Raw genomic sequence first — 22,451 nt, forward strand, 5'->3', positions numbered from 1 at the left:
CTAAAATTACAGTTATAAAGCAAAATATTTACAGGCCTAATTTAAAAGGCCTGAAGCGACACTTTACCGTATACAAAAGATTACACTCTACATGATTTGAGTAAATGCATGGTTGAGATCGTTAATAATGTCGTTAACATCTTCAAGCCCAACAGAAAGGCGAATTAAGCCATCGCTTATGCCTGCAGCTGCTCTCTCCTCTGGCGTATAGGGCGAATGAGTCATCGACGCAGGGTGTTGTATCAATGTTTCAGCATCACCTAAGCTCACCGCTAATGTGCACAGTTTGGTGCTATTAATAAATTGTTCGCCATCTTTTAAGCTGCCTTTTAACTCAAATGCGATTACACCTCCCGCCGCTTTCATTTGTGTGCCAATAAACTTATTACCAGGATGGGACTCCAAACCTGGGTAATAAACAGTATTAACGTGAGGATGTTGCTCTAAAAATTCAGCTATAGTTTGCGCACTTTCACAATGGCGTTGCATTCGTATTGCTAATGTTTTTAAACCACGGTTAATTAGCCAAGCATCATGGGGGCTGATGGTTGCGCCAATGTCTTTAAGTACTGTCATTTTGATTAAGTTTATATGCTCATCGGAGCCACACACTAAACCTGCCACAACATCACCATGGCCGTTTAGGTATTTTGTTGCGCTGTGGACAATTAGATCAATGCCATAATCGGTTGGTTTTTGCAGCAGTGGCGTTAAAAAAGTATTGTCGATAACGCTAATAAGCTGATGCTGCTTGGCAACATCACTGATCAAGTTTAAATCCATTACCGCCATTGTTGGGTTAATCGGGGTTTCAGCAAAAATCATTTTTGAGTTGGGTTTTATCGCCTCTCGTAATGCTTGCTCATTCGTCATATCAACAAAGCTAACCTCAATTCCCCAGCGCGGCAGCATATGAGCAAAAAAAGCAAATGTGCAGCCATACAAAGCACTCGACGCAACAAGGTGATCGCCTTGTGATAAAAAGCTCAACACCGATGCTGACACTGCCCCCATGCCAGTTGCAGTGGCGGCAGCGGCTTCACAGTTTTCAAGTTGAGCAACCTTTTGCTCAAGCTCTGTAGTCGTTGGGTTACCTAAACGGGTATAAATATAACCAGGCTCTTCGCCTGCAAAGCGAGCTGCACCTTGGGCTGCATCGGTAAAGTGAAAAGTAGAGGTTTGGTATAAAGGCGATGTTAAAGCACCATGTGGGTCGTTAGCTTTATTTGGCCCATGAATACATTGACTGTCGATGTGGAGTTTTTTCATTGTTTGATCTTTTTTGATTATTATTAATATGATAATCAAAGCGTATCAGCTGATAGATAACAAGCATGCCGGATGCACAGATGGCTATTCAGTGCTAAGCACCTAATAGCCACTGTACAGATATGTTGTCAGTTCTATAGGGGTTGTTGATCTTGGCTTGTCTTTTTACGAGACACAATCTTACTAGCAATAAGCTGGGCGGTACCTTTAAGCAAGCTGCGTTTATGCTCAAGACGAGGTAGCGGACGACTTAACTCCATCGCTTTATAACCAATACGCGCGGTAAATATGCCAGCACTTAAACCTTGCGCCGCACGACCAGACAGCTTACCCAGTAACTCAGCACTAAGTGCGGTTGCCGCTAAGTCAGATACCAGCTCTGCACTTCCTACAAACATCACTTGTTTTATCAGCATTTTATAGAGCTTAATACGGCTTGCATAACCAAATCCAATACCATAAATACGCCCTATTTGCTCTATTAATTTAGTGCCTCGCCACAGTACAGCCATCATATCAACTAATGCAATCGGGCTAAGTGCCACCAGCAAACCAGACTCTGTGGCAAAGCGGTTAATTAATTTCTTTGCTTGGGTGTCTTGCGCGACCAATAAGCTATCAGCGTACAAGGTCATGATTTCTTTATCTGTATGGTGCGTTGCAACACTTGCTTTAAACTCTTCAAAGCTTGTTAATTGCTGATGCTTATTAAGCTTTTCTAGCCAAGGCAAGGCACCACCCACCTGCTCTGAATTAAGTAACCTATCGGCTTCGTGACGGTGTAATTGATTGCGCTTTAAACTGCGTAACATGCGGTATTCACGCCATAACAAACGGCCAATTAGCAAAAAGCCAGTAACAACGGCAATCGAATAAACAGTGCCTAAAATAATTGATTGTTGAAATGCAATCATTAGCGAAAATGCAAATTCCATGAGCACTAAGGTTAAAAAACTTACGACAAATACCCCTTTTAAGGTTTGCCATTTTGATTTTTTATAAACGGGTGCTAAGTCAATATCATCGTCTAACTCAGGCTCTTGTTCTGTTTGGTGCTCAAATTCACCGTGTTCAACGATTTTTGCAGTCACCAAGTTTAATTCAGGATCGGCAACTGGCTGCTCTGACTCAATACGCCTTCCTGCTTGAAATGAAGTTGATTCGCTCATGTAAGTTTATCTCCTAATAGGTACTGCATAACATGATCTAACCGAATATGCTTTAACTGCTTATCTGGGCATGGCATAGGTGAGAATGACAAAAACTCAAATCCGTTTGCAGGCCATTCTGTTTTAGTCAACATACGTGATGGCGGTTGCCCAGGTAAGTAAGTCAACCATTGCTGCTCATTTAATGGCTTGCCATAAATACAATTAAGGGGTTTGCCTTGCTCAATAATTTTTCGCGGTTGCGTCGCGGCGATAGATGACATGGCGATGGTTTCAATTTTTACCCCATCAAACTTAAGCTGATTTGCTTGCTCATGTACCAATGAATCAAGTAGTAAGGCTAAATCTTTGTGGTGTTCACCGCTAATGTGATCGGATTTATTAGCTGCAAACAATAATTTATCTATATTGGGTTTGAATAAACGCTTTATGAAGCTATTTTCACCATAATTAAAATGCGCCAGTAATTGCCCAATAACAGCGCTTTGTTCATGCAGCGTCTCAGGTCCTTCATTTAATGCACTCAGTACATCAACCAATACAATCTGACGGTCAAAATGACGAAAGTGCTGGGTATAAAATGGTTTCACCACTTCTTTTACATAGGCGTTAAAACGCTTATGTAAATGTGCCAAATTTGAACCGGGTATGACTTCAGAGTCATATTCAGCCACAGGGAAAAACAACAAAAGTGGTGCGCCTTGCAGTTCACCTGGCATCAGCATACGCCCCGGTTGGAGCATGGCAAGTTTAGTGTCTTTTTTTAAACCCACTAGCAAGCTTTGGTAGAGTTTGGCAATTTCACTTAAGGCGTGCTCATCGACAGGCGCATCCAAATCAAGATTATTAAGTGCAGATAAAAAGTTTTGTGCTTTATCTACGCGAGGCTGCTGCACTAATAACGCGTATTGTTGCTCACACCACTGCTGGTAGCTTTGCTCAAGCATCGGTAAATCGAGCAACCATTCACCCGGGTAATCAATAATATCAAGATATAAGGTTGACTGTGGTGCAATGTGCGAGCGTAAACCCGAGCCACTTTGGTATTTAATAGCCAAACGTAGGGTATTTATGCGCTCTGTTGAGGCAGGCCACATAGGTTCGCCATCGTGAGGCAGTAATGCCCCTAACGCATTTTGATAAGCAAAGGTAGGAATAGTTAGCGCTTGCTGCGGCACCACCTTAGTGGCGATATGGCGCTTTTGCTGCATAACATCAAAAAAAGGTAAGTTTTTATCGTCAGCTTGACTGGTTAAATGTTTAACAAGTGCGGTAATAAAGGCGGTTTTACCGCTACCACTTAAGCCTGTTACGGCAAGCTTTACGTGTTGATCTAGACTGCGATGGACCGCTTTTTCAGCTTTCCCTTTGAGTTTACTAAAGGCTTTTTTAGCAGATGAAGTGTTTATCATAATGAGTGAGCACTTTATCTACTTAGTTTACGAGCCTGATAAAGTGCTATTGAATCCTTTAAAGCTTATTGATTTCACGGCTAACCGTAAATTCAGTTGAAGTAACGTAACGTTCCATCTCTTGCAAACGAGAATCAACACGGCCTAAACGATCTTTAAGATCTTGCAATGCGCGACGTGGTGGCTCACCTTTTTGCCATACTTTAAATTTTACTTCAAGTGGGTCTTCATGCTGTGTTGCATAAGAGCTTGCCGGTGAATTTGCAGGCTTTTTATCTAAAATAAACCACGCTGCAATATAGGCAACCACAAATAAAGGACCGCCGGCTAATAAAACTGCGGTGACAAAAATAATTCTGACTAACCACAATTCCATATTAAAGTAATCACTGAGTCCTGCACATACACCGGCAATTTTGCCTCGTACTGGGTCTCTTAACAGTTCACGTTTAGTATTCATACTTTACGCCTCCACTGTGGGGCCTCTTGATCAAGTAGTGCTTCTAGTGTTTCTACTCGGTCTGCCATTTTATCTGCCTTTTGAGCAAGCTCTAATAACTGGCGATGTTCATGTTCACTCAAGCCTTGGCTTACCTGCTTTTTGCTACGATAATGTAAAATTAACCATAGTGGCGCAACCACAATCATAAAAATGATAATTGGGGCAACCAGCACATCTGCGTCAATCATAACCTTCTCCTGCACAATCCGTTTATTTGTTTAAGCATAGGGGGAAAGTATTCCCCCTTAATTATTATATTTTATTTGTCAGCAAGCTTCTTTTTAAGCGCTGCTAGCTCGTCGTCAATCTTCTCATTTTGCTGTAAATCAGCAATTTCATCAGATAATGACTTTTTACCTAAGTCGTACGATTCTACTTGAGATTCTAGACCATCAATTTTAGTTTCGTAACGTTCAAAGCGATTTAAAGCATCTTCAACTTTTGAGCTATCGAGTGCTTTTTTCACTTCAAGGCGCGACTCAGCCGAGCGTTGACGTAAGATAATAGCTTTTTGACGTGCTTTCGCGTCAGCCAATTTCTCTTGTAATGTGCTCACTTCCTGCTGCAATTTCTCGATATGAGACTCTACATGGCTAAGCTCATTTTCAACGGCAGCAACAGCGTCAGCCGACTTTTGCTTTTCAAGCAATGCGGCACGCGCTAGGTCATCACGATCTTTGCTTAGTGCCAGCTCTGCTTTGTCTTGCCACTCTGACACTTGTGCTTTTAATGTATCAACGCGACGTACTAACTCTTTTTTCTCAGCGAGTGTTTTAGCTGATGTTGAACGAACTTCAACTAATGTGTCTTCCATTTCTTGAATGATAAGACGAACCATTTTTTCAGGATCTTCTGCTTTATCCAAAATGGCATTGATATTAGAATTAACAATGTCTGCAAAACGTGAAAAAATTCCCATAACATTTACCTCTGTGATGTTTAACTTAATTGGTCTGCACTCACTGTTACAATATGCTTGCCAACTTTATAAAACATAAAATACATTAATATTTTCATAAAGTTAAACTAAAAATACAAATTCCTTTAGTTCTCCCGAATTATGAAATACACTAACAGTTAGTAAAAATGACTAAGAGTTAGGGAATATGAGCCAATTTCGTCAACAGGATAACTTACTCGGCCAATCAGACAGCTTTTTAGCTGTATTGGATCAAGTATCGCAGCTGGCAAGTTTAGATAAACCGGTATTAATTATTGGTGAGCGCGGTACAGGTAAAGAGTTAATTGCTGCTCGTTTACATTTTTTGTCAAAACGCTGGGAGCAAAACTATGTAAAGCTCAACTGCGCGGCATTAAATGAAAACCTACTTGAAAGCGAATTGTTTGGCCACGAAAGTGGCGCATTTACGGGTGCCAGTAAACGCCATGAAGGTCGCTTTGAGCGTGCTAATTCCGGTACCCTGTTTTTAGATGAGTTAGCCAATACCTCAGCTATGGTGCAAGAAAAGCTACTACGAGTCATTGAATACGGCGAGTTTGAACGGGTGGGTGGTAAACAAACCGTTAAAGTAGATACCCGCTTAGTGTGTGCTACCAATGAAGACTTACCCTATTTGGCCGAACAAGGCGAATTTAGAAGTGATTTACTTGACCGACTTGCCTTTGATGTAATTACTCTGCCGCCGCTACGTGAGCGCCAAGACGACATCATGTTATTAGCTGAGCAGTTTGCCATTAATATGGCCCGTGATTTAGAGTGGGAGCTTTTTAGTGGCTTTACCCGAAGCGCCGTTGAAATACTGCAAACCTATGACTGGCCAGGTAACATTCGTGAGTTAAAAAATGTCGTGGAGCGAAGCTTATACCGACATGGTAATGAACATATTCCCGTTCACCAGATTGTTTTAGATCCATTTGAAAGTAAATTCAGACCCAAACAACGTATTAAAGCCCCTGTTAAGGCTGAACAATCAACACAAGATGCGCCGATTGTTAAAGAAGTTACTCCGATTAGTGAGCCTGTGGTTCATAGTTTTCCATGCAGTTTAAAAGATCTTTCAAATGAGTTTGAAATTGATTTAATAAAAAAAGCACTGGAATACAGTCAATTTAATCAAAAGAAGACTGCAGAAGTACTTGGTTTGACGTATCATCAACTTAGAGGCTATTTGAAAAAATATAATTTGCTAGATCAACAACAATAGTCAGAGGTTGAACGAGTGTATAAATTATTACTTGGTATGCTGTCGCTCTGCCTAGCAGGCTGCATCGATACCGAAGAAAAAACGCTAGAAGAAAAGAACCAAGGCTTAGTGTATTGCGCTGAGGCAAATCCTGTTTCGTTTAATCCACAAGTTACAACCACTGGTTCAACTATTGACATCATTGCCAATCAACTTTATGACCGCTTAATCAGCATTGACCCTGTTACGGCTGAATTTCAAAGTGAACTAGCAACAGATTGGAAAATTAGCCCCGACGGTAAAGCCGTCACCTTTACTTTGCGCAAAGGCGTTAAATTTCACACTACTAATTACTTTACCCCCTCGCGAGACTTTAACGCCGACGATGTGATATTTACTTTTAGTCGTTTATTTGATGTCTACAACCCTTACCACTTTGTTGGTGATGCAAATTACCCCTACTTTCAAAGTGTGGGAATTGATCAACTTATTCGCCGCATAGTGCGTGTATCTGACTACCAAGTTCGGTTTGAGCTATTTAATGCTGAAAGCAGCTTTTTAGCTAATATGGCAACCGATTTTGCAGTGGTATTGTCTCGTGAATACGCGATGCAACTAAAAGCACAAGAGCAACTCAATTTATTTGATCAATACCCAATTGGTACTGGTCCTTATATATATAAAGAGTACCGCCGTGATCATTTAGTACGTTATTACCGTAATAACGACTACTGGAAACACAAAGTCGTGCTTGAGCAGTTGGTTTATGATATTACGCCCAACGGTACGACACGTATTGCAAAAATGCTCACTAAAGAATGTGATGTAACAGCTCACCCAAGTAGCGCTCAATTGAGTATTTTGGCGCAACGCGACGACATAAACGTTCAAAAAGAAACGAATCTCAATGTGGGGTATTGGGCGTTTAACACTGAACGACCACCATTTAATGATATAAGAGTGCGCAAAGCGCTTGCTCATGCCATCGATATTGAAAAAATCATGCAAGCCGTTTTTTATGGTAACGGTATTCGAGCAAGATCTATTCTCCCTCCCACCTCATGGGCATTTAAATCACAACAAAATATGCCTGATTTTAACCCTGACTTGTCTATGGCACTTTTAAAAGAAGCGGGTCTGGAAAACGGTTTCAATATGACTATTTGGGCTATGCCCGTGAGTCGAATTTATAACCCAAATGCGCGTAAAATGGCAGAGTTAATGCAAAGCGACTTACGCAAAATTGGTGTCAATGTCAGCATTGTAGAATATGAGTGGAATACGTTTATTCAACGTATTGGTGAACATCGCCATGATAGTGTTTTACTTGGATGGGCTGCTGATACACCGGACCCAGATAACTTTTTTAGTCCTTTACTCAGTTGCTCTGCCACCTTTAGTGGTAAAAATCCTGCAAATTGGTGTGACCCTAAGTTTGACTTATTGTTGACACAGGCACTTGATAGCACTGATTTGGCTATGCGCAAACAATATTACCAACAAGCGCAATCCATGCTTATCAATGAACTTCCATTGTTACCGCTTGCTCATGGTATGCGATTTCAAGCAAGTAGCAGCGATGTAGAAGGCATTCCGCTTGGGCCATTCGGCGGGATTTCGCTGGCTAATGCGAGGAAGAAGTAATGGTGTTAGATTATTTCTTACGGCGCTTGGGCTTACTTTTTTTTATGATGCTCACCTTAAGCATATTCACATTTTCACTTAGTTACTTGTTTCCAGGTGATGCATTAAGTAATTTAAGCGGGATTTCTAATACAAGCTTTTCACAAACGAGTGAACTTCAAGAAAAATACCACTTTAACGAAAATTACGTGTCTCAATACTTTGCTTTTTTAGAGCGTATAAGTTCGGGGGATTGGGGGTTATCATTTGCCTCTGGCGATAATGTTTTTAACCATATTGTGGATTTATTTCCCGCTACACTTGAGCTAAGTTTATACGCGTTAATTATTTCAGTGATAGTTGGCGTGCCCGCAGGAATAATAGCATCAGCCTATTATAAAAAGTGGCCAGATAAACTGATTAACTCCTCAACACTTGCTGGGTATTCAATGCCCGTTTTTTGGTTGGCGCTATTGCTCATCATGGTCTTTTCGTTGCAACTAGGTTGGTTTCCGATGTCGGGCCGTATGGGGCTGCTATACGAAATCCCACCAGACACAGGGTTTATCCTCATTGATATTGCTTTGGCTGGGTTTCCTTACTCTGGCATGGCAATGATTGATGCAGTTCATCACTTAACGTTACCGACCATTGTATTGGCCATGTACCCCACCACGGTATTGATTCGTTTTACACGTGAATCGATGCTAAATGTGCTTGAGCAAAATTTTATTAAAACTGCACGAGCTAAAGGGCTTAATAGAGCACAATTAATAGTGCATCATGCACTGCGTAATGCGCTTTTACCTGTTATTAAACAAATCGGTCTTCAATTTAGTACTTTGATCACACTTGCAATGATAACAGAAGTTATTTTCTCATGGCCTGGTGTAGGCCGTTGGCTCATTGATAGTATTTATCAACGTGATTACCCTGCAATTCAAGGCGGTTTACTTGCGGTTTCTATGTTTGTTATTTTAGCCACTATCATTGCTGAACTGACCTATACCCTGTTCGATCCGCTTTCTCGGAACCAAGCGCATGGCAAAGTTTAATTTATTTTCAGAAGAGTCTAACAAATCGCCCCTAGCGCGATTTTGGCGAAAGTTTAAGTCTAATCACCCGGCATTAGTTGGCTTATGGGTGTTTATTGCTTTTGTTTTGTTGGCTACGACGGCGCCTTTTCTTGCACCTTATGGTGTTAATCAACAGCACAGCGATGCATTGCTCATCCCTCCTTCATGGCATGACCTTGGGGATGTCCGTTTTATTCTGGGCACTGATGACCTCGGTCGTGATGTTCTGTCACGCTTAATGAACGGGGCAACTTATACCTTTGGTTTATCTGTTATTGCGGCATTAATAACCACTGTTATAGGTGTTTTGGTGGGCACGTTTGCCGGTATTAGCCGCGGTTTACGCTCGAGCTTTTTAAATCATTTACTTGATATCACGTTATCCATTCCATCGCTTTTATTGGCCATTATTATTATTGCCATTCTAGGTCCTGGTTTGATGAACACTGTTTGGGCAATTATTTTGGCCTTGTTACCTCAGTTTATTCATTCAGTGCGAAACCTGATTGTGGAAGAACTTAACAAAGACTATATCACCGCTTTTAAGCTTGATGGCGCCTCAAACTGGCATGTGCTTTCTCGTGGTATTTTCCCTAACATTTATGAGCATATTGTGGTTATTTTTACCATGGCGCTGTCTACAGCTATATTAGATATAGCGGCTCTGGGCTTTCTCAAGCTAGGCGCACAACCACCCACGACTGAGTGGGGGGCTATTTTAGCTGAAAACCTTGGATTAATTTATTTGGCTCCTTGGACAGTTGGATTACCCGGCGTATTGCTCTTTTTAGCCGTCCTCTCTACTAACTTAGTCGGTGACGGTCTTCGCCAAGTGTTAAAAGAACGTAAGGCAGATTAAATGCAATTACTCGACATACGTAACTTAACGATAGAGCTTAGAACTTCAGACACTGTAATTCGTGCAGTAGATAGAGTGAGCTTAAGCTTAAAAGAGGGTGAAGTTCACGCCCTAGTCGGTGAATCTGGCTCAGGAAAAAGCTTAATTGCCAAAGCCATTGTGGGCGTGCTCAATAAACGCTGGCACATTACAGCCGATCGTATGCACTGGCGAGGTGTCGATTTAATGCGGTTATCAAGTGAACAACGACGAAAAATTGTTGGTCAAGATATCGCAATGATATATCAAGACCCAAGTCGCTGCCTTGACCCCACAGCTAAAATATTTGACCAAATAGCAGAAACCTTACCTGAAATTCAAAGTAAGGGCTTTTTCTTAAAGCGCAATCGTCAGCGTAAAGACCGTGTAAAAGCGCTTATTCATAAGGTGGGTATTAAAGACCATGAAAAGGTTTTAACAAGTTACCCACATGAGCTTTCTGAAGGGGTTTGCCAAAAGGTTATGATAGCAATGGCCATTGCTCGTACTCCTAAACTTTTAATTGCAGATGAACCCACCACCGCACTTGAAAGCACGACTCGTGCTCAAGTATTCAGATTACTAAAAAGTTTGAATCAACTTAAAAACATGTCGATCCTCATGATTTCTCATGAACTTGAAGAAATCGTGAACTGGTCTCATGGCATGCATGTTTTGTATTGCGGACAAATGGTTGAAGCAGGTCCAACGGGGAAAATTTTTAAACAGCCTCGTCACCCATACACTCAAGCCCTATTAAAGAGCCTTCCAGATTATGAACAAGGCTTAGCACATAAAGAGCCTTTTTATGCGCTAAAAGGGACTATTCCAACCTTGCAGCATTTACCCATTGGATGCAGGCTCGGACCACGTTGTCCACAAGCACAAAAGGCCTGTGTTGTAACTCCCCCATTAACGAAACAACATGGCCATAGTTATGCCTGCCATTTTCCATTAATTAAGGCGATGAAATGATGCAACCATTGCTCAAGGTACAAGCCTTATCAAAGAGCTTTAACTTACGCGCAGGCCTGTTTTCACGTAAACGCTTTGAGGTCTTGAAGAATATCTCGTTTTGTTTGAATCAAGGTGAAACTTTAGCCATTATTGGCGAAACTGGCTCAGGAAAAAGTACGCTTGCGAAACTTTTATCTGGTGCAGACAGCGCTGATAGCGGGCAAATATTACTTGATGGCACAATTATCGAAGATAAAGGTATACGTGATCAACAATGCCGCCATATAAGAATGATTTTCCAAGACTCGGAAGCTTCATTAAATCCAGGCTTAACCATTGGCGATATGCTCGACGATTGCTTGCAATACAATAGTGATTTAGATAAAGAAACTCGCGCCAACAAAATCTCAGCGACCTTACATAAAGTGGGGTTATTGAACGACCACCAACATTACTACCCGCATATGTTTAGCGGCGGTCAATTGCAGCGAGTCGCTCTGGCTCGTGCTTTAATCCTCGATCCAAAAGTTGTTGTATTAGATGAAGCTTTATCTTCGTTAGATCCCTCTGTGCGCGCTCAAACCGTTAACTTGTTGCTAAAATTACAGCAAGACACTGGGTTAAGCTATATTTTGATTACTCATCACTTAAGCTTAGTTCGCCATATAAGCGACCATTTAGTCGTGCTAGATCACGGCGAAATTGTTGAAAGTGGTAAAACTGAAACTATCTTTGGTCAGCCTCAATCAAAAGTTACGCAAAAGTTATTAAGCTGCTAACTGCTTCCTTGTTAGCTTTTAATACATTAGCTAGGGTATAAAACATCGTAAATACAAAAAAACCTCACCATTTTCATGATGAGGTTTTTTTAATTTAAAAATAAGATGGTTAAGCTATGGTGCAACTGCAGGGTAAACGTAGCTTGCATCAAGACCAAGCGGGATACCAAGTGCCCAATAGCCTAGTAAAAACAAACTCCAACCAATCATAAAGGCAATTGAATACGGCAGCATCATTGCAATCAAGGTGCCGATGCCCGTGCCTTTAACATACTTCTGACAGTACACCACCACAAGCGGGAAGTAAGGCATTAGCGGAGTAATAATGTTTGAGCTTGAATCACCTACACGATACGCGGCTTGCGTTAAATCAGGTGAAATACCCAGTTGCATTAACATAGGCACAAATACAGGACCTAGTAACGCCCATTTAGCCGAGCTAGAACCAACAAATAAGTTAACAAAGCCAGTCAAAAAGATGATACCTACAACCGTTACAGCACTCGGTAGCTCCATTGCTTTTAAGATTTGTGCGCCTTCAATTGCCAGTAACGCACCTAAGTTTGATTTACTAAACGCTGCAATAAATAACGAACAGAAAAACGCCATTACAATGTAATAAGCCATGCCATTCATCGCTTTACTCATTGCATCTATCATGTCTTTAGTGCTTTTAAACGTGCCAACTGTAAAACCATAAACCGCACCTGGGATCCAAAACAATAAAAAGATAAGCGGCACGATTGACTGCATTAAAGGTGAACTAAAATTAGTAAGTGAACCATCAGCGCTGCGCATTGCTGAATCCGCTGGTGCAGAAACAAATGCCAATAAAGCAAGTCCCGCCACCATTACTGCACTTGCAATAAAGAAAGCTCGCTTTTCATCGCTACGCGCATCTTCAAACACAGGAAGATCTTCTTCATTTCCGTCAAGATCTGTATTTTTCAATCGAGGTTCAATAATTTTATCAGTGATATACCAGCCTAATAAAACAATAAATAAGCTAGAAGCTGAAGTGAACGCCCAGTTATTTAATGGGTTAATCGACATTGTCGGGTTAATTATTTGCGCCGCACTTTGGGTAAAGCTTTGCAATAATGGGTCAATGCCTGAAGGAATAAAGTTAGCACCAAAACCGCCACTTACACCAGCAAACGCCGCTGCAATACCCGCAAGCGGATGACGCCCTGCCGCATAAAAAATAACGCCAGCGAGTGGGATAACTAATACATATCCGGCATCCGTTGCGGTGTGGCTAACAATGGCAACCAAAATAATAGACGGTGTAAGTAACTGTTTAGGCGTTACCTTTAACATAAGCTTTAAGCCCGTGTTAATAAAGCCTGAATGCTCAGCGACACCGACACCCAGCATTGCTACTAGTACCACGCCTAATGGGGCAAAACCGGTAAATGTTTTTACCATAGACGATAAGAAGGTGGCGAGTGAATCACTGGCCAACATATTATTAATAATAATGGCTTCGCCAGTGCGTGGATCTATTGCATCAAACTGAATACCTGAAAACCACCACGACAAAACCCAAATGAGTAGCATGGCAAATAGAAAGATAATTGCTGGATCAGGTAGTTTGTTACCCACCCTTTCGACAAAGTTTAAAAATCGCGCAACTAGCCCGGTCGGCATTGTCGCATCATTATTGTTGTTCATTTCGCTTGTTCCCTAGAAGTTTAACCAGCATACATTACCGCAAATGCTGCGTTAGGTAAATTTTAAGTAAACAATAAAGCTGTAAATTAGGAACAAACATTTGTAAGTGCACAAAAAAACGGCCATTCAGCCGTTTTTATTTGTACAACAATAAATCACATTCAAGCGAGTGCTTTTACTTCTTCCCAGATACGCACTACAAGTGCTTTATCATCTTCGTTTAGTTCACCATTGCGATAAGCTTTAACTAAGCTTTTCTCAACCGTTTCATTAAGCTCTGACACTTCTAAATTAAGCTCTTCTACTTGTGCATAGCCTACGGCTAAATCAAAATGACCACGTAGATAACCACCTGCAAAAAGCTCATCATCAGTGGCTTTTACTACTAAATCGTCAAAATATTGCTGCGCTGCATCAATGTAACTTACTAAACTCATTTAATTCTCCTGTACTTGCAGGGTGTCTTGGTGACCCACAGCATACATAACATGGTCGTTAAATCCGGTTGTAACCCGCATATAACCACTTAATTCATCATCTAGTTCGCTATCGCCAGTATCAGCAATGAGCGGCCGGCCATTTAAGGCCTGTAATTTTGTTTTGGTTGCCACAACGATAATATTGTCTTTACCAATTGCACGAATAAGTGCAGGGCTTAATTGTTGATTACCCCGACCAAATATATGCCCTTGTCCGCCGATCAAAGTGATCACCAACTTTGTTGGCACACCTTTCGTTAAATCAATTAATTGTTGAGCGGTCAAGTCGTTGCCTAAGAGGCTTTGATCTTGCACTAAATCAACCCCGAGCAAGGTGTTACTAAGGCCCATTTCTTCCATTATTGCCTCAACGGTTGAGCCACTGCCCATAATGTACTGGGTATCTTCTTCCATTTCTGACACCACGTAAGCTGCAATATCAGCAAGTACTAATTCATCAGTTTCTTTACCGCCGTTTTTAACGGCTTGTACATAACGTACTTCACTAGGTACTTGCATTTCACCGTAACGCTTGGCTTTTACTGTGCCTTGGCGAAAAGCATCTTCATCAATATCCATGACATCCGCATCTGCTAATGTAACTAGCTCGCCTTTAACCAGCATCTCTACAACCCGACCCGCTGCTTTAGGGGTAATGGCATAAACTCCTGAATGAATCTTACAGCCAGCAGGAATGCCAAGCACTGGTACGCTGTCATCCACCGCATGACAAATATTGCGTGCGGTACCATCGCCACCAGCAAACAATATTAAATCTACACCAAGTTGCTGCAAGGCTTTTGCAGCAAGCTCTGTATCATCACTGGTTGTCGAGTGCTCGCTGCGATAAATAACCTGCGTTGAAAAGCCAAGTTCCTTAGCCGTGTTTTCACCCATGACATCATTAACAGTAAAAATGGTTAACTGCTCTTTATAAGGCAGCAACACCTCAAGCGCGGCTATAGTGCGTAAATTGGCTTTAGGCTGGGCGCCTAATTCAATGGCTTTTGCAGCGGTATCAATACCATCGCTGCCCTTCAATGCAACACTTCCACCTAAACCCGCAACAGGGTTTACAATTAAGCCTAATTTAAACTGCATTCTTTAGCTCCTCAGGGGGCTGCCACTCAAATTGCGTAGCACTGATAGGCCACGGTGTTTTATAAAATGAACTTAACGCATGTAATAACCGATTAGTACGCTCATTGAAGCCTACTTGTAGCAAATGTAAAACCTGCTGGTATACGCGTGCTTGAAAAGCGAATCGGCACGTTTGTTCGCCATTTAAATTATCAACCGAGACATTAAAATTAACCCCAGCGGCAACACTAAGTGCCCATTCAATGGCTTGTGGTTTAATTTCAACGCTTTCAAACTCAGCTTGCTGCGCTTTATCACGGCCATCAGGGCAATACCAATAACCGTAATCTTCTAATAATCGTCGTTTATCGCCAGCGACTAACCAATGAGCAATTTCATGCAGAGCACTGGCATAAAAACCATGAGCAAATATAATTTGGTGAAAGCTTGTTTCATCACTAGCAGGAATATAAATGGGCTCATGCTCACCTTTTACTAAGCGCGTATTATGGCTTTGATAAAACGTTGACTCAAAAATAGATATTAGATCGGCTATTTGGTGCATAAGGTTTAATAATTCGCCTGAATAAACTGTAATAAGTACATGCTAAAAACGAGGCGAATTGTACGGGCTTTTAAAGGGAAAGTAAAAAGCGTTACACATAGACTAAGTGAATAAGTCTTAACTTAATCTGTCAGGTTTGACTTTTAGATTTTGATCAATCTGACAGTCGCATAGTGCCAATTGCGGACACTCATAAACTTAGTCGCTTTTTACACGTGCTATATAGTGGGCCAAAACATTTCCTCATACTTCTCACCGTTCTCACTTTCCCAAGTTAACTTAACTTGATACTTTTTGGGGCTTCCCGTGTGTATTCCCGCTAAGAGCTTAACTCTTGAGTTTGCCTTTATCTCTTGGTGAGGAAACTTATCTTTTAGGTCATGAGATGACAAAGGACTATCTTCGCAATCGACTAGCTCAAAATTGACATTGTAGGCACTACCGTGTCCTGTGTTGGAAATATAAAAGTTGTAAGACTTACCAAGCTTCGTGAGATTTACATTGAATTTTGGCTTCGTTCTATTTGATTTTTCTTCTGCGATACTTTCAATTTGAAGCCTAGATAGCTCAGCGGTGATCCTTTCAAGTTCTAAATGTTCTTTAGCTAACTTCCTTGTGCGCATCAAAGATACGGTAGAAATTATCGCTGCCAAAGCAGATACAAGTAAGCTTAGAGTTTCAAACTTACTCATTTAAAACGCCCCTTAAATGTTTTCTTGAGCATTTTTTCAATTTCTGCCTTCGCTTCAGGAATGACGACTTCTTTAGCTTGCTCAATACCCACTTCTTTTAGGTCTGCCAACATGATTTTAAAATGACAGCTATTACATTTCACGAAGTCGTCATCTTTTGGGTTTTCTGGTTGCTCAAATTCAGTATGTCCACACTGGGGGCATTGAATAGATATATGGTCAGTTTTAATCACGATATCTCCTTGTACGTGTAACGATAAACTAAGCGGAAAAATACAATTTGGCTAAAATTAGCGAGGTACGAGCAAAAGCTAACTGTAGTTTTTCCGATTAAGTGCCTTGTTAAGTTGCTAGTACTCTACTTTTTGCAAACGGCGCTGAGCAGTGTCTTTGTAGAAACTATCAGTATCACCTGCTTTTGTGATAATGGTATTCAGCCACAAACGAGTATTTGCCCAGTCTTTTTGACTCCAATAAGCTTGTGCAATTTGATAGCGGAAAGCTTGTAACGTAGAAGCTTTTGAAAATTGCGTTTCAAGCTCCTTAAAAGCTTTTAGAACCTGAGGCATGTATTTGGCAAAATCTTCTTCAACACCAAATCTAGAACCATATTGGCCGCGCTCTTTCCAACCCAAAAGAGTTCTTATTTTTTCTTCGTAGGCGATTCTTGCTGCTTTGCTATTTGGGAATTCAGTAATCGTTTTGTCATACCATTTGTTAGCTGTTTCTACTTTTGGAATCCAACTAGAGTCAATTGTAAAACGACTATCTTTATCTGATGACCAAAAATCCGCGTGTTTTAAATAAGATGCAGCGATTGCATTATCTACAGACTCTTTAGCACTTTCGCCTACTATTTCAGATAACTGATCAATTTTATTTTTAACTGATTTAGCTTCATTTGAAGAGGGGTATTTAAGAGAGAGTTGAGTCCATGTTTTTAAGGCTTGTGTGACTTGATTACTTTCAAATGAGACTCTCCCTAATTCATAGTAGGCTTTAGCTTTGTTGGAGTCTGATGTTTTACTAAATATAATATCAATTAACTCAATCTTAGCCTGGTCTTTCAAACCATGCTCAGATAGAACCTTTGCCTTTTCAAGAGACGCTGCATAGGAGCTTGTAATAACAAGCGATAAACTTAAAGCGATAATTGTTTTTTTCATGATTCTTCCTTGGCTTAGATTGATACTGAATATAGATAGCAACTTAACAGCTTATTGAACACCATTTGGGTGGTTTATAACACACTAAAACGGCGTATATTACAGACCTTGATAATTTCACCAATAATTACTTTTGTAAACAAGTAATTAAAGTGGCTGAGAATTACGCTTGTTATTTTGCACCAAAACGGCGTTTAATAATGCTATTGGACAAAATTAGATTTCTACTTAAAACATAGGAATAAATTTAACTTTTGCAGTGTTCGTTAATCGCTCATGGCTGTCTGTCAGATGAAGTCTAAACCTATTCACTTAATCTGTAAGCTCAGATATGAGCTAGTACAAAGTTACAAATTTATAAATCTTCTATCTTACTTCGCTCATGAAGATAACGTTTTAAAAGCTGAGTATTGCGGGTATTTGCTTTAAAAAAAGCATCAAAAATATCACCCACAATAGGGATCAAGCCAACAAAAAAATCAATGAGCATATTTGTGATTATTCTTGATTTAACGCGCCAACCAACACCTAAACGCTGCGCTTCAAAAAGTACATAACTTGAAAGAATTAGTCCTGCTGCATCTCCAATACCGGGAATAATACCAATCAGCGCTTCTATACCAAACTTAAATTTTGTAAAAGGTATACCAACACTGCTGTCGGTAAACCGGCTAAATCTTTCTAAGCGTTTTAATGTTGCTTGGTGCTCAATGTCCGTTTTCATAACAACCTCCTTTAATCATCATAAATAAACGCCTAATCCACTAGAATATTAATTTAAGCGCACTAAGGTACGTGTTCTTTTGGGCTCGGTTAAATAAAGAAATTGCTGAAAATCATGGGATGTATTTATCAGCATTTTTCCATCATCTTTGCCATTAAATATGGTTTTATTACTCCCTGTTTTAAAATCTATTTCATTCATCTCATAACCGTCTTTATCTGCAAGGGTGACTGTCATTTTCGTAGCTCCGGCGCTCAAACCGATGATCTCTTTTGTAGATGATTGCCAAACAGTTTCAAGCGCTTTGTTTTTGTTCAATCTAAACACTTGTTTTTCATTGGAAAAGTAAACCTGATCTTGCTCATCTATATCCATTGCGTAACATGCCAAGCGTTCTCCTGAGCCTGTATAAGATGTTAACTCAAGCGTCTCTAAGTCAAATTTAGCGGGATGAAAAGTAACCCCGTCTGCAGCGCGATAAGAAACTAAAATAGCGTCTTCGTGGTGATACATTTCTCGCAGATAAAATGAATGGTAGGAGTGAGGAATACTTTCAAAGCTTTCTTCTTTTAGATTAATTCTGAAGAGTGTATTTTTACTGGCAGTGATCACTTCTTCACCATTTTTTGACCAAACTATACCAAATAGTTCTTCGTTGTTTGGGTTAGAAAAAATCAGCGTTTGCGTGCCATTTTCATATAAAAATAATTGCTTTATACCAAACCGATGAGATTCAAATACAAATTTTGACGAATCAGGGGAATACACAGGTAAAAAGTCGACCGATGAGGTATCTACGAGCGTTTCGAATTGCGTTGGCGCTTGACGAGTTGAGCGGATTATATCTACATCAACTTTAACTAATTCCATTAAAATCTCGTTACCTGACAGCGAGAAATGCGCGTCTCTAATAATGTGGTAATTATTAAACGCCAACTTTTTTAGTTGCCCCTGTAAATTTAATAACTGGAGTTCATGTTTATTACTGATCAATAATTGTTTTTCATCGGGGTGCCAGCTCAAACCTTGCACTGAGTCTTCAACAACCGCTAATGTTTTTGTTGTGCTTGTTTTAATGTCGAACAAATCAATTCTGTATTTATTTTGCCCAGCCTCAGAGGCAAGCGCAATAGACTGCTGACTTGGTGATAGTGCCTGCAACTTCATCCAATCTTGCCCAGCGGATGACTTAATGACTCTTTTTTCTTGGGTTGTTAAATCGATTGAACTTAGCTGAGTATGGTTATCGCTTTGACGTTTTTCAATAAAATAAATATGGTTGTCATGGGCCCACTCTAACTGCTGGCTCGTCACTTTAAAGTCTTTAAAAGTATAAATTTCTCTGTAGTTTGCAGGTTGTAATGTCAGTTTATCTAAGGTGAAATACCCCAATGTTTGGGTATCTTGCTGGTGCACAAATACGATTTCACTGTCGTCGCTGCTCCACCCAAGACTGTGATACGTTGACTGTTTTTGGGTTAACCTAATTTCTTTTCCTGAGCGTAAGTTTTTTAACCAGATAGTTTGGTTTGACTTATCACCTCGCACAAAGGCTACATATTCACCATTATGTGATAAAGAAATACTAGATTCATTTTCTTCACTCGAAGAAATAGGCATCAATTTAGTAAAGTGTGTTTTTACTTGCGGTGTATCAGGGTAAAGCCAACTTACAATCCCAATCAACATGACGATTAAAATAGCCAACGCTGGTAAGTATAGACGTTTGGGTTTATTTAACTGCGGCTCAGCTACTTCGAGGCTGTACCCGCGCTTTGGGTGAGTAATAATAAAACGTGGATTTTTTGAATCTTCATTCAATGCCTTTCTAAGCAATGCTATACAGCGCTGCACATAGCTTGGGCTGAATGTCGCATTTGGCCATACAGCTGAAAAAATTTGTTCCTGGCTAACCACAGTACCCCGATGAGAATACAAATATTGCAGTACATCCATGACTTTAGGTTCAACGACTTGCTCTGTATCAGCTGATGATATTTTACATCTACTGACATCTATAGCGAATTCCCCTATTACAAACTTGCCCACTGGCTACTCCAATAAATTATTATAAATCATATATTAAGGTTTTCTTAAGAGAAACTCTAGGCTAATTCCATTGCTGCTTGATCTGTTACCCGCAATGCTGCTCACATGATTCATTAATAATTAATATCCATGCTTCGTATCTTATTCTTATTAACCATTTTTGTTAGCGCCTTTTTGCTATTTCAAATTCAACCTATGCTATCTAAAGAGCTGTTACCACGATTTGGAGGCGGCGCATCAGTGTGGTCAGCTAGTCTATTTTTTTATCAAACTGTTTTATTACTTGGTTACTTTTACGCACACTTTTTAAGTCATTACCCTTTAAAAAAACAAATGGTAATCCATATTTCGCTTGTTGTTGTAGCGAGCTTAATTAGCCTAAACAAATTCCACGTTAATTTAGATTTAGCCCCTAACTGGTCAGTTATGGCAATCTTATTAAATCAAATTGGCTTAGTGTTTATGTTGCTAAGCGCCACAAGTGTACTTATGCAACGATGGTACATAGAGCGTGGTAAAAATGCAGTGCCCTACCATTGGTATTCGGTTTCTAATCTTGGCTCTTTATTAGCCTTAATAAGCTACCCACTCGTATTTGAGGTGTTATTTTCACTGCCGCAACAAAAAAATTACTGGCAAATAGGGCTGCTTACCTACTGCATACTATTAATTTGTTTAGCCTATAAACTATTAGGCAAAAGCAGCAAAGAAAATAACTCATCGCTACCACACGTACAAACCATTCTAAAAAAGCCCAATATGCTTTGGCTTATTTTATCCGCAACAAGCTCAATTTTGCTAATTGCAACCACACAAATGATCAGCACCAACATTCCACCAATGCCACTTGTATGGGTGGTGCCTCTCGCTATCTATTTAGGTAGTTTTAGTTATACGTTTGCCAATAAAAACAACTATAACCGCTCTGTTTGGGGTTATGCTTTTATATTCAGCGCATTTGCAGGTTTAATAATGTACTTCTTAGGAAGTCAGTTTAATGCAATTGCGCAAATTATTATTTATAGCTTTATATTATTGAGTGGCTGCATGATTTGCCACGGTGAACTTAGGCAACTCGCACCACAAGGTACATTACTAACACACTTTTATTTGTATATTGCTTTAGGTGGCGCACTTGGTAGTTTATTTACAACGTTACTTGCTCCGCTGCTGTTTGAACAAATCACCGAGTATATCGTCGCTTTAGCAGTACTGCTTATTCTCATTAGTTACATTCATCTAACTCAAATTAAAAAAATAAATACGATATTGCTCGGTGCGACAGCTTTGTGGTGTGGCTGCTATTTAGTGCTTTATTCTAGTTTTAATCAATATAACGTTGCATCGCAGAGGAATTTTTATGGTTACATAACAGTAAAAGATATCAATACTCCTGAGCTTGCGCAAAGGCGTTTAATTGATGGTACTACGGTGCATGGTTCACAACCCTTACATGGTCAAGATGAACTCACTAGCAGTTACTATCATCAACATACAGGCGTCGCTAAGTCGTTGGCGATACTTAAAAGCCAAGAAAAGCTTAACATGGGCGTCGTGGGGTTAGGTGCAGGTGTTTTAGCTAGCCTCGCAGACAAGCACGAAACAGTGCATTTTTATGAGTTAAACCCCGCGGTTTATACAATGGCAAATAGGTATTTTGATTACCTTAAAAACAGCCCAGCCAAAATAAATGTCACCATTGGTGATGGCAGAGTCGCATTAACAAACGAGCTTAAAAGTAATGCACCTTTAATGAACGCATTGGTTATTGATGCATTTTCAAGTGATGTTATTCCCGCCCACCTATTAACTCAAGAAGCGTTTGAGCTTTACTGGCAACGATTAAGTAAAAATGGCATTTTAATCATCCATATATCAAATAACCATATAGATTTACTGCCAGTGATCCAAGCGCATAGTAGGTACTTTGATAAAGCATTAATAAAGTTTAAGCACAGTGCAAAAAAGTTAACTGCATTAGGCTCTGAATGGGTTGTATTAACCAGCAACCAACAGTTTTTAGATGCCATAGAAATCAGTGAATTATCGCCAATAAAACCCTACCCAAACACTCAGTTAGTACACTGGACGGATCAAAAAAATAGTGCATTACCGCTAATAAAACTCTAGGGCGTGTTGACCTTTCGTGATTGAAATTTATTCAAATAAGGGGCAAGCTATCTTGCCCCATTTTGGTAGTTAGCCCTTTAGGCT

At 40.2% G+C, this 22,451-nt stretch carries 22 protein-coding genes; 7 read left to right on the forward strand and 15 right to left on the reverse strand.

Features of this window, described 5'->3' with window-relative positions; genetic code table 11:
* Nucleotides 1-87 precede the first annotated feature (87 nt).
* The 6 genes from megL to pspA all read right to left on the reverse strand — a co-directional run bounded on the left by megL (nt 88) and on the right by pspA (nt 5,271).
* Nucleotides 88-1,269 (reverse strand): methionine gamma-lyase, encoded by a 1,182-nt coding sequence (megL, locus tag CSC79_RS12505; RefSeq protein WP_099296099.1) that lies wholly within the window; start codon nt 1,267-1,269, stop codon nt 88-90.
* A gap of 134 nt (nt 1,270-1,403) precedes the next feature.
* Nucleotides 1,404-2,438, reverse strand: coding sequence for a TIGR01620 family protein (locus CSC79_RS12510; protein WP_099296100.1), 1,035 nt, complete (start codon nt 2,436-2,438; stop codon nt 1,404-1,406).
* Entirely contained in the window at nt 2,435-3,850 is a 1,416-nt protein-coding gene (locus CSC79_RS12515) for a YcjX family protein (RefSeq protein WP_180270433.1), read from the reverse strand. Before CSC79_RS12515 ends, CSC79_RS12510 begins: the two co-directional genes overlap by 4 nt.
* A 58-nt stretch (nt 3,851-3,908) precedes the next feature.
* Entirely contained in the window at nt 3,909-4,310 is a 402-nt protein-coding gene (pspC, locus tag CSC79_RS12520; protein ID WP_087530777.1) for an envelope stress response membrane protein PspC, read from the reverse strand.
* Nucleotides 4,307-4,540, reverse strand: coding sequence for an envelope stress response membrane protein PspB (gene pspB / locus CSC79_RS12525; protein WP_099296101.1), 234 nt, complete (start codon nt 4,538-4,540; stop codon nt 4,307-4,309). Before pspB ends, pspC begins: the two co-directional genes overlap by 4 nt.
* A 71-nt stretch (nt 4,541-4,611) precedes the next feature.
* Complete coding sequence (gene pspA, locus CSC79_RS12530) at nt 4,612-5,271, reverse strand: phage shock protein PspA (RefSeq protein ID WP_099296102.1); 660 nt, start codon at nt 5,269-5,271, stop codon at nt 4,612-4,614.
* A 187-nt stretch (nt 5,272-5,458) separates the two neighbouring features.
* On the opposite strand from pspA, the gene pspF reads away from it, so the two are divergent.
* From pspF to CSC79_RS12560, 6 genes are read left to right on the forward strand one after another with little or no spacing between them, the layout of a single operon-like run.
* A complete protein-coding gene (pspF, locus tag CSC79_RS12535) occupies nt 5,459-6,517 on the forward strand; it encodes a phage shock protein operon transcriptional activator (protein WP_099296103.1) in 1,059 nt (352 codons plus the stop codon).
* Nucleotides 6,518-6,532: 15 nt separating this feature from the next.
* Complete coding sequence (locus tag CSC79_RS12540; protein WP_099296104.1) at nt 6,533-8,140, forward strand: ABC transporter substrate-binding protein; 1,608 nt, start codon at nt 6,533-6,535, stop codon at nt 8,138-8,140.
* The gene (locus tag CSC79_RS12545; protein WP_099296105.1) at nt 8,140-9,174 is read left to right on the forward strand and encodes an ABC transporter permease; all 1,035 of its coding nucleotides are present in this window, start codon (nt 8,140-8,142) and stop codon (nt 9,172-9,174) included. The genes CSC79_RS12540 and CSC79_RS12545 overlap by 1 nt, the downstream gene beginning before the upstream one ends.
* Complete coding sequence (locus CSC79_RS12550; RefSeq protein WP_099296106.1) at nt 9,161-10,054, forward strand: ABC transporter permease subunit; 894 nt, start codon at nt 9,161-9,163, stop codon at nt 10,052-10,054. The genes CSC79_RS12545 and CSC79_RS12550 overlap by 14 nt, the downstream gene beginning before the upstream one ends.
* A complete protein-coding gene (locus tag CSC79_RS12555; RefSeq protein WP_099296107.1) occupies nt 10,055-11,047 on the forward strand; it encodes an oligopeptide/dipeptide ABC transporter ATP-binding protein in 993 nt (330 codons plus the stop codon).
* Nucleotides 11,047-11,808, forward strand: coding sequence for an ATP-binding cassette domain-containing protein (locus CSC79_RS12560; RefSeq protein ID WP_099296142.1), 762 nt, complete (start codon nt 11,047-11,049; stop codon nt 11,806-11,808). The genes CSC79_RS12555 and CSC79_RS12560 overlap by 1 nt, the downstream gene beginning before the upstream one ends.
* 114 nt (nt 11,809-11,922) lie before the next feature.
* On the opposite strand, the gene CSC79_RS12565 is transcribed toward CSC79_RS12560, so the two are convergent.
* The 9 genes from CSC79_RS12565 to CSC79_RS12605 all read right to left on the reverse strand — a co-directional run bounded on the left by CSC79_RS12565 (nt 11,923) and on the right by CSC79_RS12605 (nt 20,237).
* On the reverse strand, nt 11,923-13,482 hold the full coding sequence (locus CSC79_RS12565; protein ID WP_099296108.1) for an AbgT family transporter: 1,560 nt from the start codon (nt 13,480-13,482) through the stop codon (nt 11,923-11,925).
* 161 nt (nt 13,483-13,643) lie between these two features.
* Nucleotides 13,644-13,919, reverse strand: coding sequence for a YfcL family protein (locus CSC79_RS12570; RefSeq protein ID WP_058560528.1), 276 nt, complete (start codon nt 13,917-13,919; stop codon nt 13,644-13,646).
* Nucleotides 13,920-15,062: an ATP-NAD kinase family protein gene (locus CSC79_RS12575; protein WP_099296109.1), complete on the reverse strand. Its 1,143-nt coding sequence runs from the start codon at nt 15,060-15,062 to the stop codon at nt 13,920-13,922.
* A complete protein-coding gene (locus CSC79_RS12580; RefSeq protein WP_099296110.1) occupies nt 15,052-15,606 on the reverse strand; it encodes an elongation factor P hydroxylase in 555 nt (184 codons plus the stop codon). The genes CSC79_RS12575 and CSC79_RS12580 overlap by 11 nt, the downstream gene beginning before the upstream one ends.
* A 218-nt stretch (nt 15,607-15,824) precedes the next feature.
* Entirely contained in the window at nt 15,825-16,298 is a 474-nt protein-coding gene (locus CSC79_RS12585; RefSeq protein WP_099296111.1) for a hypothetical protein, read from the reverse strand.
* Nucleotides 16,295-16,531 carry a hypothetical protein gene (locus CSC79_RS12590; RefSeq protein WP_099296112.1) on the reverse strand — a complete coding sequence of 79 codons (237 nt, stop codon included), beginning with the start codon at nt 16,529-16,531 and terminating at the stop codon, nt 16,295-16,297. Before CSC79_RS12590 ends, CSC79_RS12585 begins: the two co-directional genes overlap by 4 nt.
* A gap of 117 nt (nt 16,532-16,648) precedes the next feature.
* The gene (locus CSC79_RS12595; protein WP_099296113.1) at nt 16,649-17,464 is read right to left on the reverse strand and encodes a tetratricopeptide repeat protein; all 816 of its coding nucleotides are present in this window, start codon (nt 17,462-17,464) and stop codon (nt 16,649-16,651) included.
* Between the two features lie 355 nt (nt 17,465-17,819).
* Nucleotides 17,820-18,188, reverse strand: a complete 369-nt coding sequence (locus tag CSC79_RS12600; RefSeq protein WP_099296114.1) for a DUF4112 domain-containing protein — start codon at nt 18,186-18,188, stop codon at nt 17,820-17,822.
* 48 nt (nt 18,189-18,236) lie between these two features.
* Nucleotides 18,237-20,237 carry a winged helix-turn-helix domain-containing protein gene (locus CSC79_RS12605; RefSeq protein ID WP_237114013.1) on the reverse strand — a complete coding sequence of 667 codons (2,001 nt, stop codon included), beginning with the start codon at nt 20,235-20,237 and terminating at the stop codon, nt 18,237-18,239.
* A 174-nt stretch (nt 20,238-20,411) separates the two neighbouring features.
* Between CSC79_RS12605 and CSC79_RS12610 the strand changes: the two genes are divergently transcribed.
* On the forward strand, nt 20,412-22,367 hold the full coding sequence (locus tag CSC79_RS12610) for a fused MFS/spermidine synthase (protein ID WP_237114014.1): 1,956 nt from the start codon (nt 20,412-20,414) through the stop codon (nt 22,365-22,367).
* The last annotated feature ends 84 nt before the right edge of the window (nt 22,368-22,451 follow it).

It is taken from the genome of Pseudoalteromonas sp. 3D05 (genome assembly GCF_002723455.1).
In the GTDB taxonomy this organism is placed as follows: Bacteria; Pseudomonadota; Gammaproteobacteria; order Enterobacterales; family Alteromonadaceae; genus Pseudoalteromonas.

What these genes read in the sequence shown, in the direction of transcription:
- CSC79_RS12545 (WP_099296105.1), top strand. Translation starts at nt 8,140, where the DNA reads ATGGTGTTAGATTATTTCTTACGGCGCTTGGGCTTACTTTTTTTTATG.
- CSC79_RS12580 (WP_099296110.1), bottom strand. Translation starts at nt 15,606, where the DNA reads ATGCACCAAATAGCCGATCTAATATCTATTTTTGAGTCAACGTTTTAT.
- CSC79_RS12510 (WP_099296100.1), bottom strand. Translation starts at nt 2,438, where the DNA reads ATGAGCGAATCAACTTCATTTCAAGCAGGAAGGCGTATTGAGTCAGAG.
- CSC79_RS12570 (WP_058560528.1), bottom strand. Translation starts at nt 13,919, where the DNA reads ATGAGTTTAGTAAGTTACATTGATGCAGCGCAGCAATATTTTGACGAT.
- CSC79_RS12550 (WP_099296106.1), top strand. Translation starts at nt 9,161, where the DNA reads ATGGCAAAGTTTAATTTATTTTCAGAAGAGTCTAACAAATCGCCCCTA.
- CSC79_RS12585 (WP_099296111.1), bottom strand. Translation starts at nt 16,298, where the DNA reads ATGAGTAAGTTTGAAACTCTAAGCTTACTTGTATCTGCTTTGGCAGCG.
- pspB (WP_099296101.1), bottom strand. Translation starts at nt 4,540, where the DNA reads ATGATTGACGCAGATGTGCTGGTTGCCCCAATTATCATTTTTATGATT.
- pspF (WP_099296103.1), top strand. Translation starts at nt 5,459, where the DNA reads ATGAGCCAATTTCGTCAACAGGATAACTTACTCGGCCAATCAGACAGC.
- pspC (WP_087530777.1), bottom strand. Translation starts at nt 4,310, where the DNA reads ATGAATACTAAACGTGAACTGTTAAGAGACCCAGTACGAGGCAAAATT.
- CSC79_RS12565 (WP_099296108.1), bottom strand. Translation starts at nt 13,482, where the DNA reads ATGAACAACAATAATGATGCGACAATGCCGACCGGGCTAGTTGCGCGA.
- CSC79_RS12595 (WP_099296113.1), bottom strand. Translation starts at nt 17,464, where the DNA reads ATGAAAAAAACAATTATCGCTTTAAGTTTATCGCTTGTTATTACAAGC.
- CSC79_RS12515 (WP_180270433.1), bottom strand. Translation starts at nt 3,850, where the DNA reads ATGATAAACACTTCATCTGCTAAAAAAGCCTTTAGTAAACTCAAAGGG.
- CSC79_RS12560 (WP_099296142.1), top strand. Translation starts at nt 11,047, where the DNA reads ATGCAACCATTGCTCAAGGTACAAGCCTTATCAAAGAGCTTTAACTTA.
- megL (WP_099296099.1), bottom strand. Translation starts at nt 1,269, where the DNA reads ATGAAAAAACTCCACATCGACAGTCAATGTATTCATGGGCCAAATAAA.
- CSC79_RS12575 (WP_099296109.1), bottom strand. Translation starts at nt 15,062, where the DNA reads ATGCAGTTTAAATTAGGCTTAATTGTAAACCCTGTTGCGGGTTTAGGT.
- CSC79_RS12600 (WP_099296114.1), bottom strand. Translation starts at nt 18,188, where the DNA reads ATGAAAACGGACATTGAGCACCAAGCAACATTAAAACGCTTAGAAAGA.
- pspA (WP_099296102.1), bottom strand. Translation starts at nt 5,271, where the DNA reads ATGGGAATTTTTTCACGTTTTGCAGACATTGTTAATTCTAATATCAAT.
- CSC79_RS12555 (WP_099296107.1), top strand. Translation starts at nt 10,055, where the DNA reads ATGCAATTACTCGACATACGTAACTTAACGATAGAGCTTAGAACTTCA.